The sequence below is a fragment of the Limnohabitans sp. TS-CS-82 genome (assembly GCF_002943475.1).
Window position 1 is genome coordinate 274,933 of the sequence record NZ_PTQX01000002.1, and the last position, 18,689, is coordinate 293,621.

1 protein-coding gene (running past one end of the window) is annotated in these 18,689 nt (G+C 59.9%); it reads left to right on the plus strand.

The features are described from left to right. Nucleotides 1-18,689 carry the 5' portion of a YDG domain-containing protein gene (locus C5F52_RS05835; RefSeq protein WP_104797396.1) on the plus strand. The gene runs 13,915 nt beyond the window's last position, so 18,689 of the gene's 32,604 nt are visible here — the first part of the coding sequence; the start codon lies at nt 1-3; its stop codon lies beyond the right edge, outside the window.

Here is an 18,689-nt window from a genome sequence, read left to right on the forward strand (position 1 = left end):
ATGCCGCGCTTCGTAGAAACACGCCCCATCGATTCAGATGTCGTTCGACGTCTGGGTGGCCGTACGCCTGCGCGATTTGCGCTTTCGCGCGTCTATCTATGTGTATCGGTCAACCTTCTGGGCACGCTGGGTTTGTTCTCAGCACCTGTGTTGGCGCAAACCACGGGCGCGCCCGTGGTCGCCACCCAGCTCCCAAGCGGAGGCCAAGTGGCAGCAGGCCAAGCCAGCATCAGCCAATCGGCCAACACGCTCAACATCAACCAAACCAGCCAAAGAGCCGTGGTTGACTGGACCAGCTTCAACATTGGCAAAGACGCCACCGTCAACTTCCAGCAGCCCAACGCCCAGTCCGCCACGCTGAACCGCGTCATGGACACCCAGCCCAGCCAAATCTTGGGGCGCATCACTGCGCCGGGCCAAGTCATTTTGGTCAACCCTGAAGGTGTGTACTTTGGTAAGTCGTCTAGCGTTGATGTGGGCGGTTTAGTCGCCACAACACATCAAGCTGCAGCCCAAGACTTCATGAACGGCCAGCTCAAGCTCACCCGCAACGGCGCCACGGGCAAGGTTGAAAACGAAGGCGAGCTGCGCGCCGCACTGGGTGGCTACATCGCCATGCTCGCGCCCGAAGTGCGCAACAGCGGCGTCATCGTGGCCAACCTCGGCACCGTGGCAATGGCCGCAGGCGAAACCTTTGAGCTTAAATTTGACGGAGGCGGCGCCCTGAGCCGCGTCATCGTCACTGCCGCCGCCATCAACACCTTGGTGGACAACAAAAGCGCCATCAAAGCCCCAGGCGGCCTCATCATCCTGTCGGCCCAAGCTGCCAGCCGCTTGCAAAGCGGCGTGATCAACAACAGCGGCACCATCGAAGCCACAGGCTTGGTGCGCCGTGCAGGCCGCATCTTCCTTGAAGCCAGCAGCGCTATTTTGAACAGCGGCACCCTTAATGCCAACGCCACCGGCGGGCTCAACGCTGGGCCTGCGGGCACCGTCAGCCTGAATGCCCCTGATGTTCAGAACAGCGGCACGATCACAGCTAACAACGTAACAGCCACTAACTTAGCGGCAAATTCTTTCCCCGACAGCGGCAACCTGGCGGCAGAAATTGGCCGCATTCAAATCAGCGCCGACACCTTCACCCAAACCGCCACCGGTTTGTTGGACGTGTCCGCCATTGCAGCCCAAGCCGGCAACATTGACATCGTGGCGGCACAGGCCATCGCCGTCAGTGGTCGAATTTTCGCCAACGGCGTGGTGACTGACCCCACCCACATCGTGGCCAACGCCCTGGGCGGCACCATCCAACTGCAAGCCTCGCGCCGCGTGGACCTGACCACCGCTGTGCTGGACGCATCGGGCGAGGGCGGCGCGGGGCGCATCCACATTCAGGCCGATGGCGTGCCGACGCCTATCAATAACCCAGCCGACAACTCCAACCCAACCCCCATCAAAGGCGCCGTGCTGCTGAGCACCAACACCGTGTTGCGCGCCAACAGTGTTCGTGCCCATGCGGGCCGCGTGGAAGTGGAGGGCGACGACATCAGCCTAGACACCGGCACCCTGATCGAAGCCAAAGGCGCCACCGCTGGCGGCACCGTGCTGATCGGCGGCGACTGGCAAGGCAGCGGCACGATGCGCCAAGCCACCACTGTGGCCATGAGTGCCGACAGCACCATTGACGCCAGTGCCACCGACAACGGCGATGGGGGCAAGGTGGTGTTGTGGAGTGATGTGCACAACGCCAGCTCGGTGACGACTGCCAACGGAACCATTGATGCCAAAGGTGGCGTGAATAGTGGCGACGGCGGGCAGGTGGAGACATCAGGCAAGCTGTTACAGCTGGGCAACAACATTTCTGTATCTACCAAAGCGGTACTTGGTGCTGATGGTGAGTGGTTGTTAGACCCTGAGCATTTATTAATCAGAACACCCGACTGGTCGGGCTCCAACTATGCCGTGTCGGGTACCACCTACACCGCTCAAACGGCTAACCCTAATGCGCCAATCATCGTCGCGGGCGCCGACACGCGAAACTATACTTTCGTGTTGGATGGCGCCTCTTACACAGGTGTCACCGTGATTCGCACCGACACAATCAATGCGGCACTCAACAATGGCAACGTCAGAGTCGTGGCGACTGGCCTGATTGATGCCATGGGCTGGCCTGGGATTGATGAGGTTGCATACCCCAATCACTTCATCAATCACGCTGGTTCTAGCAAATTGACGCTAGAGGCTGGTTCGTCAATTTCTCTGTCTAGCAACAGGTTGAATCTACCGAACGGCACGGTCGAGTTGCTGGCGCGAACATCGATATCGCAATCAGGCACGGGCAACGCTGGCGCAGTCTTTGCAGCCACCCTTATTTTGGGTTCTTCGAACGGTGGCACTGATAAACCTAATGTCAACCTGACAACCTCGACCAACCGCATCAACAACCTGCAAGCCAGCAACGTAAGTGCGCTCTCGTTGTCAAACAGCCGAGCTTTGACTGTCAATTCAAGCGGTATCAGTGCATCGGGTGCGGTGTCCCTTAACACGTCCACAAATGATTTGCTGGTTGCAGGAGCCATCACAACAACCTCATCACTTAGCTTAACGGCCAGAACCATTTCTGTAGCGGCCAACGTCACCACAACAGGCGCGCAAGCCTACAACGGCAACGTCTATGTGGGAGGCAACACGGTTTCGCTCACCTCAAACAATGGTGATGTGTCGGTCACGGGCAATATCTACTCACTCAACTCAGTCAGGCTGGCTGCGGGTGGTTATTACGAATCTTCTTTGGGCTTTACTGGCACGGCCACGTCCAGCGGCGTGATGGTGGGTGACATGTTGCTGTACTGGAACGGCACAAACTACACCTTTACGGTTCCTACCGTACAAACGCTGAACTACCTGTTGGTTGGCGGCGGAGGTGGCGGCGGCGTGACTGCTTGTGGTTGCAGCAACGGTGGCGGCGGCGGCGGCGGCGGTCAAGTTGCAGCGTCTTCACAAACATTTAGTGCATCGACCACTTACAGCCTCAGTATTGGTACCGCCGGTAGCGGCGCCACAAGCGGAGCGAACGGTAACTCTGGCGGCACCTCGCAATTGAGCGGGTCTGGCATCAGCACCGTCACCGCAGCTGGCGGTGCAGGTGGCGGTAATGGTAATGGCGGCGCTGGCGGTAACTCTGGCGCAGGCACGGGCGGCGGTGCGGGACCAAGTGGCAACGGCACCAATGGCGGCGGTGGCGGCGGCGGTTGGAATTCTGCCGGCGGTACGGGCGGTACTGGAACCACATCCTCACTCTATTCGGGTACGTCTTACACCTACGGCAGTGGCGGTGGTGGTGGCTCTGGTTATGGTTTCGCGACCGGTATCGGTACAACGGGTGGTGGAGCCGCAGGGCCTGGTGCAGGGGTGGGAGCTTCCTCTGGCACGAATTTCGTTGCAAACGTTGTCGGTGGCAGCGCCTCTAACTACGGCGGTGGTGGCGGTGGTGGCTATGGTGCCGTGAGTGGTCAAACCATGGGCGGTGGTAACGGTAAATCGGGTGCCGCCGTGTTTGTTAACAGCGCAGCCAAAACACTGACCATTAACGCAGGCTCAGGCAAATTTAACCTCACTGGTGGTGCCAGCGATTTGAGCAACTTGGTCGTCAATTCGACCAACGCGGCAAGCCAAATTGCGGGCACCCTCACGGGGGCACTTAGCCTGACCTACAACGGTGGCGCGGGCGGTTTGTTATCTTTGATGGCGAACAACACCCATACCGGTGTGACCACCATCAGTGCTGGTACCTTGCAAATTGGCACTGGCGGCACCACCGGTACTTTGGGCACGGGCAACGTCGTCGATAACGGCATTCTTTCTTTCAAACGCGGTAATACCTATGTGGTGAGCAACCTCATTTCAGGTTCGGGCAGCGTCACACAAGTTGGTTCAGGCAACACCTCGCTGACCAATGCCAACACCTTTAGCGGTGGCAGCACGCTCAGCGCTGGCACCTTGGGCATTTACGACAATTCAGCACTTGGAACTGGCGCTTTGATTGCCGCAGGCAGCACAACCCTGTTATTTGGCCGTGGCGTGAGTAACTTTGCCAACAACGTCACGCTCAATGGCAACGTCACCTTTGACCTAGATACCGCGGTTGACTACTTGGTGGTCGGCGGCGGTGGCGGCGGCGGCGGCGGTCAAGCTTCGCAGCACGGCGGCGGTGGCGGCGGCGGCGGCGGGGTATTTGCAGGAACCTCTGACTTATTCAACAGCAGCACCTACGCAGTCACGGTCGGTGCAGGCGGCACGGCTGGTGTAGCCAACACAAGCATTGGCGGTACGGGCGGCTCGTCTTCCTTTAACAGTATCAGCGCATCAGGTGGCGGCGGCGGTGGTGATTACTACGGCGGGGCCCCAACTTCGGGTGCCTCTGGTGGTGGCGGCACCATCAGCGCCACGGCAGCTTGGCGCACAGGTGCGGCAGGAACTCAAGGCAATGCAGGCGGTAACGCCAGTACGGGCAATTTAGACGCGGCTGCAGGCGGCGGCGGCGGCGCTGGCGGTGCGGGTTCTAACTTTGCCAGTTTAGGCAGCTTAGGTACGGGCGGTGCTGGTGGCGCAGGTCTTGCCAGCACCATCACGGGCACCAGCGCTTACTTCGGCGCGGGCGGTGGTGGTGGTGGTTTCGCTGGGGGTGCTGGTGGTTCAGGTATTGGTGGTAACGGGGGCCTCTACGGCACTGCAGGCATTGCGGGTGCTGCCAACACAGGTTCTGGTGGCGGCGGCGGTATGGGGGCATCTGGCTCTAGCGCTACCAACGGCGGAGCGGGTGCTGCAGGTGTGGTGGTGGTGCGCTACTTGGGTAGCAGCGCCGGTACTGGAGGCTCAGTCGCATCTGGCACAGGCACAGCTTCGGGCTATACGCTCCACACATTTACATCTGGCGGCACGCTTGCACTCAACACTATGAATGTTGTGTTGAGTGGTGCCATTGGTGGTTCGGGTTCGATGGTGGCTAATGCCGCTGGTGGCAAGTTTTCACTCACCAAGGCGAACACCTATTCTGGTGGCTCCACTGTCAGTGCAGGCACGCTTGCGGCCTACAACGACACCGCCTTGGGCTCCGGCTTGATCAGATTGAGCACGGGCACCAATTTGCAATTGGGTAACGTCACCTTAGCCAACGACATTCAATTGGACGGCAATGCCACTATTTCTGTGGGTGCAACCATGCAATACCTCGCCGTCGGTGGCGGTGGTGGTGGTAGCAATACATCTTGGGAAGGATGGTCTGCTGCGGGCGGTGGTGGCGCAGGTGGCCAAGTGGTGACGGGTTCTTTAAGTGACTTGGCCGCTTATTCCATTACTGTGGGCGCTGGTGGTACTCAAACGGTTGCTGGTACGGCATCATCCATCGGCAGCGCGGTGACAGCCAATGGCGGTGCGGGTAGCGTGTATGCGGCCAACGTCGGCGGTGCTGGCGCTGGTGGCGCTGCCTCTGGCTACACCGGTGGCCCGGGTTTGGTGAGTTCCATCACCAACACAGCCGTGACTTATGGCGCAGGTGGTAACGCAAGTAACCCCGTCGTAGGAACAGCAAACACGGGTAAAGGCGGCGGCGGTGCGTATGCCACCAGCACAACCTATAACAATGGTGCCAACGGTGGCTCAGGTGTTGTCGTGGTGGCTTACGCTGGTAGCAGCGTGCTCACCACGGGTGGCACGGCCAGCGTCATCTCCTCTGGCGCCATGGCGGGCATGGTGGTGGTGACATTCAATGCCTCGGGCACGTTGGGCTTGAACATCAACAGCACCTTGCTTGGGCGCATCAGCGGTCCCGGTGCGCTGACGACCAATGCCACCGGCGGCAAGATTAATTTGGTGGGTACGAATACCTATGCAGGAACCACCACACTCAGTGGCGGCACTTTGGGTTTGTACAACGCATCGGCCATCAGTGCTGGCGCTTTGACCGCAGCTAACGGCACCACGTTGTTGCTAGGTCGCACCCTCACGGGCTTGACCAACAACATCACCCTCAACGGGGCGGTCACGTTGGCTTATGACGCCAATGTGGAATACCTTGTCGTGGGTGGCGGCGGCGGCGGTGCCGGTGCGTATGACTCAGGCCCCGGCGGCGGTGGCGGTGCGGGTGGCTTGCTGAATGGCATCCAAGCATTGAGTGGCACCAGCTACGCTGTGTCTGTAGGTGCCGGTGGTACTGCGGGAGCGACCACAGGCAATGGCGGTAATGGTGGCAATTCAAGCATTGGCGCCGCTGTGGTGGCCATTGGCGGTGGTGGCGGTGCTCAGCGCAGCAACGGTTTGGCTGGCGGTAGTGGCGGCGGCGGTAGCCGCTCATTTGGTGGCTCTGGCGGAGTGGGGGGCGCTGGCACAGCTGGCCAAGGCAACAGTGGCGGCACCACCACCACCACCAACCGTGCAGGTGGCGGTGGCGGTGCAGGGGGTGCCGGAGGTGGCGGTGCAGCAAGCGGCACGGGCGGCCTAGGTCTGGCGATTGATATTTCTGGCCAGTCCGTGACTTACGCCACAGGTGGCGATGGCGGTAGCGGTTTGACTGCTAGCGCCGGAATAGCTGCAGCCAGCAATCTGGGTAACGGTGGTGGTGGTGCATCTTTCAATACCACCGGTGGTCGGGTGGGTGGTTCTGGTGGCTCAGGCATTGTGGTGGTGCGCTACTTGGGTGCCGCTGCAGGAACTGGCGGCACAGTGGCTGCGGGCACGGGCACTGCCTTGGGCTACACCGTTCAAACTTTCACCTCCAATGGCACATTGGCTTTGGGTGCGCTAGAGGCCACCTTCAGCGGCAACATCACCGGCACGGGTTCGCTCACGGCCAACCCTGCGTCTGGCGGCAAGTTCACTTTCACAGGCACCAACAGCTATGCAGGCAGCACCACGCTCAGTGCGGGTACCTTGCAAGTAGGCACGGGTGGTTTGGCTGGTTCATTGGGTGCATTGAACGCGGCTGTCATCAACAACGGCACACTCATCTTTAACCGAAGTGATGCCCTGAGCTACTCGGGCTTGTTCAGCGGCACGGGCGCTTTGACGGTGGCAACAGGTGGCCTCACGCTCGCAGGCGGGGCCACCTACACGGGCCTCACCTCGCTGTCGTCCACTGCCACGCCCACTAGCATCACCTACACACACAGCACGGTGCCTAGCACCAGCGGCTTTGCAGGCAAGGGTACAGTCACCATCCAGCCAGCAGCCAACGGCACTTTTAGCAGCGCGGTCAACACCAACAGCTACAGCTTGGCCAGCACGCTCACGGGCTTTACCTTGGGCAGCAGCACCAATACGCAGGCTGTGACGGTGGGTTCGGCCATCAGTATTGCGGGCCCCATTTCTTTGTATGGCGGCAAGATCACGCTCAACGCCGACCTCACGGCTGGCGCCACATCTGGCAGCGGCATTGTGTTGCAAGGTACGCAAATCGTTCAGGCGGCAGGGGTGGATGTCGCCACCAGCGGCGCAAACATCTCTTACGCGTTAACCAACAGCCCTTGGACCTCGGCAGCAGATTACGGCATCTATCTCTCAGGCACATCCGCCAGCAAAGCCACCCTCAATGCAGCAGGGGGCGATGTGTCCATGACGGCCAGCTATGCCACCACGGGCACATCCGGCGGATACGACAGGCTGATGGAGTTGGATTACGCCAGCATCAAAACCAATGGCGCAGGCACCATCACGATTACCAGCGATGGTTCAAACAATGGCAACACTGGCGCGACCGACGTTTGGGCCATTGGTTTCAATACATCCACAGCAGGTAGTGGTCTGATTCAGACAGAAAACGGCGCGATCACGCTCACTGGCACGGCTGGCAAATTGAACGGCAACTCTCGCGGCATCGTGGCTCAAACCTCCGCCCTGAGCATTCTTTCTGCCAGCGGCGCTATTACCTTGAAAGACATTCAGCCTGCAGGCACAACCGGTTCTTACGGTGGAATGTATTTGAGAGCTAGCAGCACAGGCGCTCATTACTACGGTAGCGATGGAACGACCGTGTTGTCTGGCACGTCAACCGCCAGTTCCTCAGACATCACGATTCAGTCTGACAAAGTGGGCTTTGTGGCCGATGGCACACGCAAGATCAATTTTGTAACTTCGGGTGATGTGGTGGTTGAATCAGCTGGAACCACGTTCACAGATGCTGTCGATGCCACCAATCTAAGTATTTCAGGCGGCCCATCCAGCGTGCGTATCGGTAAAACGACCAGCACAGGCAATGTCACGCTGGGCAGTGCCATCACGGCGGCAGGGCCGATCAGCGTTTACGGCGGAGATCTCACACTCAAGACCAACCTCACCAGCACTTTGGCTGGTTCAGCCATCAAACTGATGGCGACGGGCACCATCACCAGCAACACAGCCGCCAACACCCTCACCACCAACGGCGGTGCAGTGCTGTTGGCTAGTGATACCGACGGCAATGATTTAGGAAAAATTTATTCAGGCAATGGCTTGACCATCGACACACGCACAGGCCAAGCAGGTAGCAAAAGCACCACTGGCATCGGCGGTGGTGCCATCACGCTAGGTGGTGGCAACCAAGCGGGTACGGGTTATGCCGCAGGTATTTCTGCCACCGATGCGGGCGGCATTGCTGTTGACAACGGCTTGTGGCTTTACTCAGGCGGTGGTGACATCGCCATGCGCGGTAAGAGCTGGAATGGCGCTGTAAGCAGCGGCTACCAAGCGTGGGGCATTGGTTTTTGGAGTGGTGCCACCAGTTTGGTGGCCGACAGCGGTTTGGGCAAGATTTACTTTGAAGGTATCAGCCGCTCGTCTGGCTCCAACTCCTACAAGATGGGGTTTTCAACTTCTTACGCTGTTGACTTGAAATCTGCTTATGCAGGTGCAGATGCCATCAAGCTGATTGGCTCTAGCACCACTTCAGGCGCAGTTTGGAACCACGGTGTGGATTTGGGTACGGGCAACGAAGTCAATTCAGCTGCGACGTATCAAAAAATTGTGGCCAGTGGCGTGGGCGGGGGAATTTCCATCATCGGCACAGCCAATGAGTGGGCGGTACTTATTCGCAATGGCAGCCAAATTCTTGCAAACGGCGGGCCTATCAACATCAAAGCGGGTGGTTTAGGCGCCAGCGGCACAGCATCGGCTTTGTATTTGCGGAACGGTTCTACACAGTGGTGGGGCTCTGCCGCAGGCAGTGCGGTGACTTCAAGCAACAGCAATGTGCTGATTGAGTTTGACAACTACAACTTCTCGGGTTACCCCAACATTGCCACCACGGGCACAGTCACTTGGCAGTCCACAGGCGCCACCTTCAGTGGTGCCGTTGACACTAACTGGTTTGCTTGGAACACCAACAGCCAAACCATGACAGGTTTGACGATTGGTAAAACGGGCAACAACCAAACGGTTGGTTTCTCCACCACCAACATTGCCGCCAACGGCCCCATCACGGCATACGGCAGCGACATCAACGTCAACATGAATTTGACGACTGGCGGCGGCGTTGCTGGTGATGTGCTGCTCAAAGCCAAGGGCTATGTGTCGCTGGCCAGTGGCAAAAGCATCACCACCAACGGCGGTGACTTGACCTTCTGGGCCGACAGCGATGCCAGCAGCTCTGGCTATGCCCAGCTGCTGACCAACTCATCCATCACCACCAACGGTGGCGCCATCACCTTGGGTGGTGGCACAGACATCGCCACAGGCTATGCCGTTGGCGTGGCCACGCGAGACTCTGTGACCGAGCCTACCTACACGCTCTACATCTCGGGTGTGAACTTGCAGACGGGCACCCAGCTCTTATCCGGCGGGGGCAACATCAGCTTGCGTGGTCAAAACTCTGGTGGTTCGCCCAACGCCATGTCATTTGGCGTGATGGGTGCGAGCACCCTCATTGACTCTGGCACCGGCAAAATATCCATCGCGGCCAAAGCCACAGGTTCAGGAACAATCAATGCACAAGCGCTATCCGCTTATGGTCCAGGCTTCACACTGCGCTCGGCCAACAGCTCGGCAGACGCAATTTCTGTGGTGGGTGACGCGTCTGAGGTGAACGCCACCAACTCAGCGATAGGCATTAACTTCAATGGATTGATTGAGGCGACGGGACTAGGCGGTGGCATCACAATCACCGGGACATCTGGTACCGCCACTAGCACCGATGTGGCCAATGCTCTGGGTGGCAGCATTTTGGCCAAGTCAGGGCCCATCACCATTGTGGGTATCAACGACAGCACGCACTTGGGCATCAGCTTGGGTACGACCACCTTGGGCTTCAAGGCTGCGACCAATGTGCTGACGTCTTACTCCAACATCACTTTCACCGCAGACAGCATGGCCTTTGGCGGTGCCAATATCGCCACTTCAGGCACGGTGACGGTTCAGCCTTATGGCAACAACTTCACCAGCGCTTTGTCATGGCCCATCACCAACTTAACCTTGGGCAGTGCTGTGTCAGGTTTGACGATTGGCAAAGACATTGGCGCTACCGCCCACACCGACACAGTGACGATGGCTAGCAACACCAGCATTGCTGGCCCCATCAATGTGTATGCAGGCAATATTTACTTGGGCGCAGGCTTGAGCAGTACGGGGCTTAACAGCAGCATTTCGCTGTACGCCACCACCAACATCAACACCACGGCCACGGGCCTGACGGTGCAAACGGCGGGTGGCCCCATCTTGTTTAACTCAAACGTCACAGGCGCGGGTGGCTCGATTGACCTGGACCGCATGACCGTGCTGAGTGGCGGCGGCAACATCACGATGGGTGGTGGCCTCAACGGCACCGACTACGCGGTGGGCACCGCTACATCAAGTGTGACGGGCCTTCTTGGTCAAACCAAATACAAAGGTGTCTTCTTCAACGGCGTGACGCTCAATGCGGGGGGCGGCAACATTTCGGTCAAAGGTAAGGGCTGGCAGGGTTCCAACCAAAACGACTTGGTGTCTGACTTTTACGCCATTGGCGTTGACTTTGTGGGTTACAACGCAGGCACCACCCTGACGACGATTGGCAACGGCACGATCACCGTTGACGGTGTGGGCGGCATCAACTACGACGGCACAACGCATTCAGCAGGTATCAACTTCTACAACGATGCCAATACGGGTGTGGCGGGCCACAACATCAGCACAGTCAACGGCGCCATCAACATCTCGGGCACCGCAGGCACGGGCACGGCCCGCCTGAGAGCGGGCATCGTGATTGATTACGGCTCGTTCAACATTTACTCCACCACTGGTGCGGTCAACATCGCGGGCTACGGCAGCAGCCCTGCTGTGGGTGTGATGAACAACGGCGGCACGATGAACTTTGGCAGCAATGGGGTGACCACCACCTCGGGTACGGTCACATTCAGTGCTGATAGCTTGTCGTTTGCTTTGGGCACCACCAACGTGCGCGGCACAGGCAGCTTGGTGCTCAAGCCCGCCACCACAGGCGCCACGATTGGCGTGGGCACGGGTTCAGGTACTTTGAGCTTGGCCAATAGTTGGTTCAGCGGCACATCGGTGTTCAAAGACGGTTTCAGCGCCATCGTGTTGGGCGCGACAGACGCGGGTGACATCACCGTAGGTGGTGCCAACAGCTTTGTGGACAGCGTGAGCATGGTGAACGGCGGCAACATCACGCTCAACTCAGGTGCCACCATCACCGATAGCCAAAACAGCGGCTACATCGCGTTGGCGGCCACAGGCAACTTCATCAACAACGCGGGTGCGTCTGCACTCAGCACCACAGGCACCAGCAGCCGTTGGTTGGTGTACAGCGCAGCGCCGACCAACGATGTGTTTGGCGGTTTAGACAGCGCCAACGGCGCGGTGTGGAACGCCAGCTACGCCACCATGGCGCCGTCCAGCGTGGCCGTCACGGGTAACCGTTATTTGTTCACTGGCACACCGTCGGTCACCGTCACGGCCAGTGCCACGAAGATTTATGGCACCACGCTCACAGCCGCCGATGTGTTGGGCTTGACCAGCAGCTCGGGCAGCTCACCCGTGTACACCTTGCCCACTTTGGCTGACGTGTTCAGCGTGAACCCCACGGTGTCGTCACTCGGCTTGGCGGCCACGGCGTCGGTCAATGGTGGGCCTTATGCCATCACGGTCGCGCCCGGCACATCGAGTGGTAGCTACACCATCACCTATGCCACGCCCGGCACCATCACGGTCAACCCCAAAGCGTTGACGGTGACGGGCACCACCGTGGCCAACAAAGCCTACGACGCCACCACCAGCGCGGTGCTGACTGGTGGCAGCTTGGTGGGTGTGGTCAACAACGACGCTTTGACTTTGGTACAAGCCGGTAACTTTGCCAGTGCCAATGTGGGCACGGGCTTGGTGGTGACAGCGGCTGACAGCATCACCGGTGCGATGGTGGCCAACTACACGCTGACCCAGCCCACAGGCTTGAGCGCCAACATCACCAAAAAGGCGTTGACCATCACGGCCAACAACGATGCCCGTTTTGCAGGCCAAACCGACACAGCTGGCTATTACGGCGTGAGCTATGTGGGCTTTGCCAGCGGCGAGAGCAGCAGCAACCTCAGCACCTTGCCCACCATTACGCGCAGCAACAGCAGCGTGGGCACAGCGGGCAGCTACACCGGTGTGTTGGTGCCCTCGGGCGCAGCAGCCACCAACTACAGCTTCAGCTATGTGAATGGCAACTACACCATCGTTGGTGCCAATGAGTTGTTGGTGCGCTTGGGCACGGTGAGCAATGTGTACGCCACCACGCCCAGCTACAGCGTGACCGAAGCCAAGTACATGCTGCCCAACAACGGCGTGGTCGACTTGCTCAACACCGGCGCAGGCAGCGCCAGTGTGAGCGGGGCAGGGCAGGTGACCATTACCGACACCAGCGGCGCTTCGGCCACGTTCAACGCCGTGGCTTTGAATGGCACTTACAGCACCTCGGGTTGGCTCAATGTGGGCACGTATCAATGGACGGCTGACGCCAACAGTGTGGTGTTGTCGAGCGGGGTGAACTTCAACAACACGGTCAACGTGGTGGGCTCACAAACGGTGACCACCAAGTTCTTTGCGCCCACGCCCACCGTGAGCAAGGTGTACGACGGCACCACCACCATTGCCGGTTTGTCGGGCACGCCGATTGGTGTGGTCACGGGTGACGTGGTGACCATCAGCGGCGCAGGCGCGTATGCCAATAAAAACGTAGGCACCAACAAAACCTACACCCTCAGCAACATGGCCCTGAGCGGCACCGATGCGGCCAACTACGGCTTGACCACGGGCAGCAGCCTGACGGCCAGCAACGGCACTGTCACCGCCAAAGCCATCACCGTCACAGGCATTGCCGCCAACGACAAGGTGTACGACGGCACCAACACAGCGACCTTGAACACAAGCAATGCCGTGTTCAACGGCATGGTGGCGGGCGACGCGCTGACCGTGGCCGCCACCGGCACCTATGGCAGCGCCAACGTGGTGTACAGCGGTGCTGCTTTGGCGGCGCAAGTGGTGGCCTTCACCAGCACCTATGGCGGGGCAGACGTGAACAACTACAGCTTCGCGGGCAGCCCCACCACCACGACTGCCAAGATCACCCCCAAATCACTCACGCTCACAGGCGTGGCAGCAAACGACAAAACCTATGACGGCGGCGTGGTGGCCACCATCGCAAACTTTGGCACGCTCAGCGGCGTGTTGGCAGCAGATACAGCCAACGTCAGCTTGGTCACCACAGGCGCTTCGGCCACCTTTGCCGACAAAAACGTGGCCTACAGCGGCAGCACCGTCATTGCCAAAACAGTCACCTTGACCGCGTCGAGCTTAGGCCTCTCAGGCACCAAAGCTGGCAACTACGCCATCGTGGGCAACCTCACAGCCAGCGCCAAAATCAACCCCAAAGCCGTGACCGTGTCTGGCATCGCCGCCAACGACAAGGTGTACGACGCCACCACCAGCGCTACCGTCAGCACCGCCAACGCGCTGTTCAATGGCCAAGTGACGGGCGACGACTTGCATGTGTCTGCCACCGGTGTGTTTGCTGCCAAGACAGCAGGCACGGGCCGCACCGTCAACCTGACCAGCAGCTACAACGGCACCGACTTGGCCAACTACACAGTCACCGACCAAGCCACCACCACGGCCACCATCACGCCCAAGGCGTTGACGGTGTCGGGCTTTGTGGCCAACAACCGTGTGTACGACGGCGGCTTGGTTGCCACGGTCGATGCTTCCAATGTGTTTTTGGCGGGCCTCATCAGTGGCGATGTGGTCACGGCTTCGGCCACCGGTGTGTTCGCCAATAAAAACGTGGGCACTGCCAAAACCGTCACGCTCACCAGCAGCTACGCAGGTGCAGACAAAGACAACTACGCCATCACCAGCCAAGCCAGCAGCACGGCCAACATCACGCCCAAGGCGTTGACCATCAACGGCATCACAGCGGCTGATAAAACGTACGACAACACCACGTCCGCTGATGTGTCCGTGTTGGGTGCGGTGAAAACGGGCTTGGTGTTGAATGACGTGGTCAACGTGGCAGCCACTGGCGTGTTCAGCGATGAGAACGCAGCCACAGGCAAAACCGTCACGCTCACCAGCAGCTACAGCGGGGCTGATGTGGGTAACTACACGATCACCTCGCAGGCCAGCACCACCGCGCGCATCGCGCCGCTGGATGTGCAACTGCCCGCTGATGCCAGCTTGAGCAAGGTGTATGACGCCACCACCTTGGTCGCACCTGCTTTGTCGGGCAGTGCCACAGGCTACGGCAGCTTGGCCGTGACCAGCGCCAACAACAGCCAGCGCTACACCGATGCCTTGGCAGCAGATCAGTTGCTCTCAGGTGGCATGACCTTGACGGGTCGCCCCGTGTTCAGCAGTGCCGATGCAGGCACCGTGTCGGTGGACCAAGGCAGTGTGCAGCTCACAGGCGCACGCGCGGCCAACTACCGTTTGGTGTGGGGCACAGCCAGCGCCACCATCACGCCAGCGCCCCTGACCGTGACGGCTAACAACGATGCGCGTTTCTATTCGCTGGCCGATGACACCAGCTACGCGGGTGTGCGTTACAGCGGTTTTGTGGGTGGCCAAACCGCTGCCGTACTGACTGGCACATCCACGGTGACGCGTGATCGCAGCGTGCAGCTAGCCGCCGACTCCAACAGCGTGGACACCCAAGACACCGCCGCCACCTACACCGGCGTGTTGGAGCCTTCGCGCGTGTCGTCCAACAACTACACCATCACCTATGTGAATGGCAACTACACCATCGTTCCGGCTGGCGAGCTTTTGGTGAAAGTGGCCAACACCAGCGCGACCTACGGCAGTGCGCCTATCTTCACGCTGACAGCAGCTGGCTACATGAACAACGCACTTGTCTTGACAGACTTGTTGGCGGCGAGCCAAGCCAGCGTGATTGGCAACTTGGTCACAGTGACCGACGGCGCAACTCCAACACCCGCGACGGTCGCGAGCTTTAACCTCGGCGCGGTGAGTCCGTCGGTCAGTACTTCGGGTGCGCTCAAGGTGGGCGCCTATAACCTGGGCACGACTCTGATCAGTCGAACCAGTACCAACTTCAGCAACACCATCAACGTGGTGGGTGCCTATGAAGTGACGCCCAAGCAAGTCACCGCCAGCGCTTCGGGCGTGACCAAGGTGTACGACGGCAACACCGCTGCAGGCAGCGCCACCTTGGCGCCTGTGGGCTTGGTGAGCGGCACGGTCAACAGCGTTGTTGTGACCGACACCGTCACCCTCAGTGGCGTGGGCACCTATGCCAACAAAAACGTGACAGGCGCAGCCGACAAAACCTACACCTTCACCAGCTTGGCATTGGGCGGTGCAGACGCCGCCAACTATGTGTTGACCGATGGCAACGGCACAGCCGCTAGCACCTTCACTGGCACAGATGGCGTAATCACGCCGCGTGCACTGACCGCCTCCTTCACAGGCGTGAACAAGGTGTATGACGGCGCCACCACCGCCACCGTGACCACCACCGACAACCGCGTCGCAGGCGACACCTTGACCATCAACCGCAGCGCTGACTTCGACAGCAAAAACGTGGGCACCGCCAAAGCCATCAGCGTGAGCGGTGTGAGTTTGGGCGGCACCGACGCCATCAACTACACCGTGGCCGCCACAGGCAGCGCCAGTGCCGACATCACACCGCGCGCTTTGACCCTCAGCTACACCGGCGTCAACAAGGTGTACGACGCGGGCACCACCGCCACCGTGACCACCGCAGACGACCGCGTGGCGGGTGACAACTTCATCGTCAACTGGACAGCTGCCTTTGCCGACAAGAACGTGGCCGGTGGCAAAACCATCAGCGTGACCGGTGTGAGCTTGAGCGACCCATCAGGCGTCACCTCGGTGGATGCGGGCAACTACACGGTGGCCGCCACGGGCAGCACATCCGCCAACATCACCCCGCGCGTGCTGACCGTGAACTACACCGGCGACAACCGCGTGTACGACGGCGGCACAGTGGCCACCGTCGCCACCAGCGATGACCGACTGAGTGTGGGCGCGACCCTGGATGACCTTGTCATCAACCGCACAGCCAGCTTTGCCGATAAAAACGTGGGCACCGCCAAAGCCGTCAGCGTGAGCGCTGTGAGCCTGAGCGGCACAGATGCCAACAACTACAGCGTGGTCGCCACGGGTAGCACGACAGCCAATATCACACCACGCGCTTTGACGGTGGCGTACACCGGTGTGACCAAAACGTACGACGGTTTGCTAGACGCCAGCGTGACCACCAGCCTGACCTCGGCCAACGGCTATGTGAATGGCGATGTGTTGACGGTCTCTCGCACCGCCAACTTCGTTGACAAAAACGTGGCGTATGACAACGCCAGCAACGTGGCGCCCGTGAGCATCAACGTCACAGGTGTGAGCCTAGGCGGGACCGATGCGGCCAACTACAGCGTGGCCAGCACGGGCAGCGCATCGGCCACCATCACGCCCAAGGCTTTGTCTGCGGCGCTGACCGGCAGCATTCAAAAAACCTATGACGGCAACACCGATGCCGCGTTGATCTCGGCCAACTACACCCTCACAGGTTTTGTGACGGTGGGGGGTGTGACCGAAGGCGCCTCCATCACCCAAACGCTGGGCGCTTACAACAGCCGCAACGTGTTGGAAGCCAACAGCGTGACGGCCACGTTGGCTGATGCAGACTTCACGGCCAACAACGGCACCACGCTGAGCAACTACACCTTGCCCACCAGTGCCACAGGCGCGGGCAGCATCGGTTTGCGCAACTTGACCGTGGGCTACACCGGTGTGAACCGCACCTATGACGGCACCGCCGTGGCCACCGTGACCACCACCGACAACCGCGTGAGCGGCGATGTGTTTGACATCAACCGCACGGCCAGCTTTGCCGACAAGAACGTGGCCGCAGGCAAAACCATCAGCGTGTACGGCGTGGCCTTGGCGGGCACCGATGCCACCAACTACTTGGTGTCGGGCACGGGCGGCACCTCGGCTGATGTGACGCGTTTGGACTCGGTCACTTGGGTGGGCGGCGCGACGGGTGAATGGTTCAACCCAGCCAACTGGGCGGTGACAGGTAACTTGTCGCTCACCGGCGTGGTGCCCGATTTGAACAACGTGCGAACCGTGCTGGTGCCCAGTGGTGCAGGCGGTGCCGCCATCAGCTTTGATGACAGCGTGGCAGGCCGCAGCGCGGGTGCCTTGTCGGGCATTGTGTTGGTGGACAGCTTGACTTACCAAGACTCGGTGGCGTTGAGCAACCTGAATTTCAAGAACGGTTCCTTGGTGGTCAACAACAACGCCACACTCGGCGGCTTTGAAAGCGCAGCAGGCACCACCTTGACCGTGGGCGGCACCTTGGGCTTAGACATCGCCACGGGCGCCACACAAACCATGGCGGGCTTGTTCAACGGTGCAGGCAGTTTGAGCAAAGCCGGTGCAGGCACTTTGGTGATGACCGGTGGCAGCGCCTATACCGGCACCACTACCGTCAACGCAGGCACCTTGCAAGTGGGTAACGCCACCACCACGGGCAACTTAGGCAGCGGCAACATCGTCAACAACGCCACCTTGGTGTTCAAGCGTAGCAACGCCATTGGCATTGCCAATGTGATTTCGGGCTCGGGTGAGGTCAAGCAAGAAGGTGCAGGGGCTTTGACACTCAGTGCCACCAACACCTACACCGGCGCCACCTATGTGAATGCAGGCAGCTTGGCCATCAGCAGCGATGCCAACTTGGGCGCAGCCCCCACCAGCACGCAAGCCGCACAACTGGTGGTGAACAACGCGACCTTGTATTTCTACCCCGTGTTCACCACGGCCACCAGCACCCACCGTGGTTTGACCTTGGTCGGCAGCGCCACGCTCAACACCGCAGCGGGTAGCGACGTGACTTGGGCAGGCCCTGTGACAGGCGCTGCCTTGAGCAAAGTGGGTGATGGCACCTTGGTGTTGACAGGCGACAACAGCTACACAGGTGGCACCACCATTTCTGCAGGACGTTTGGTGGCTGGCGGTGCGGCCAATGCTTTGGGCACAGGCAGCGTGACGGTCAGTGGCACACGTTTGAGCTTTGACACCACCGCCCCCGTGACCTACAACAACGCCATCAGCTTGACTGGCGCTGGTGTGCTGGACAACGTGGGCACTGAGATGGTGACGTTCACGGGCGGTGTCAACACCAACCTCACCACCACCGTGGTGGTGGACGGCGG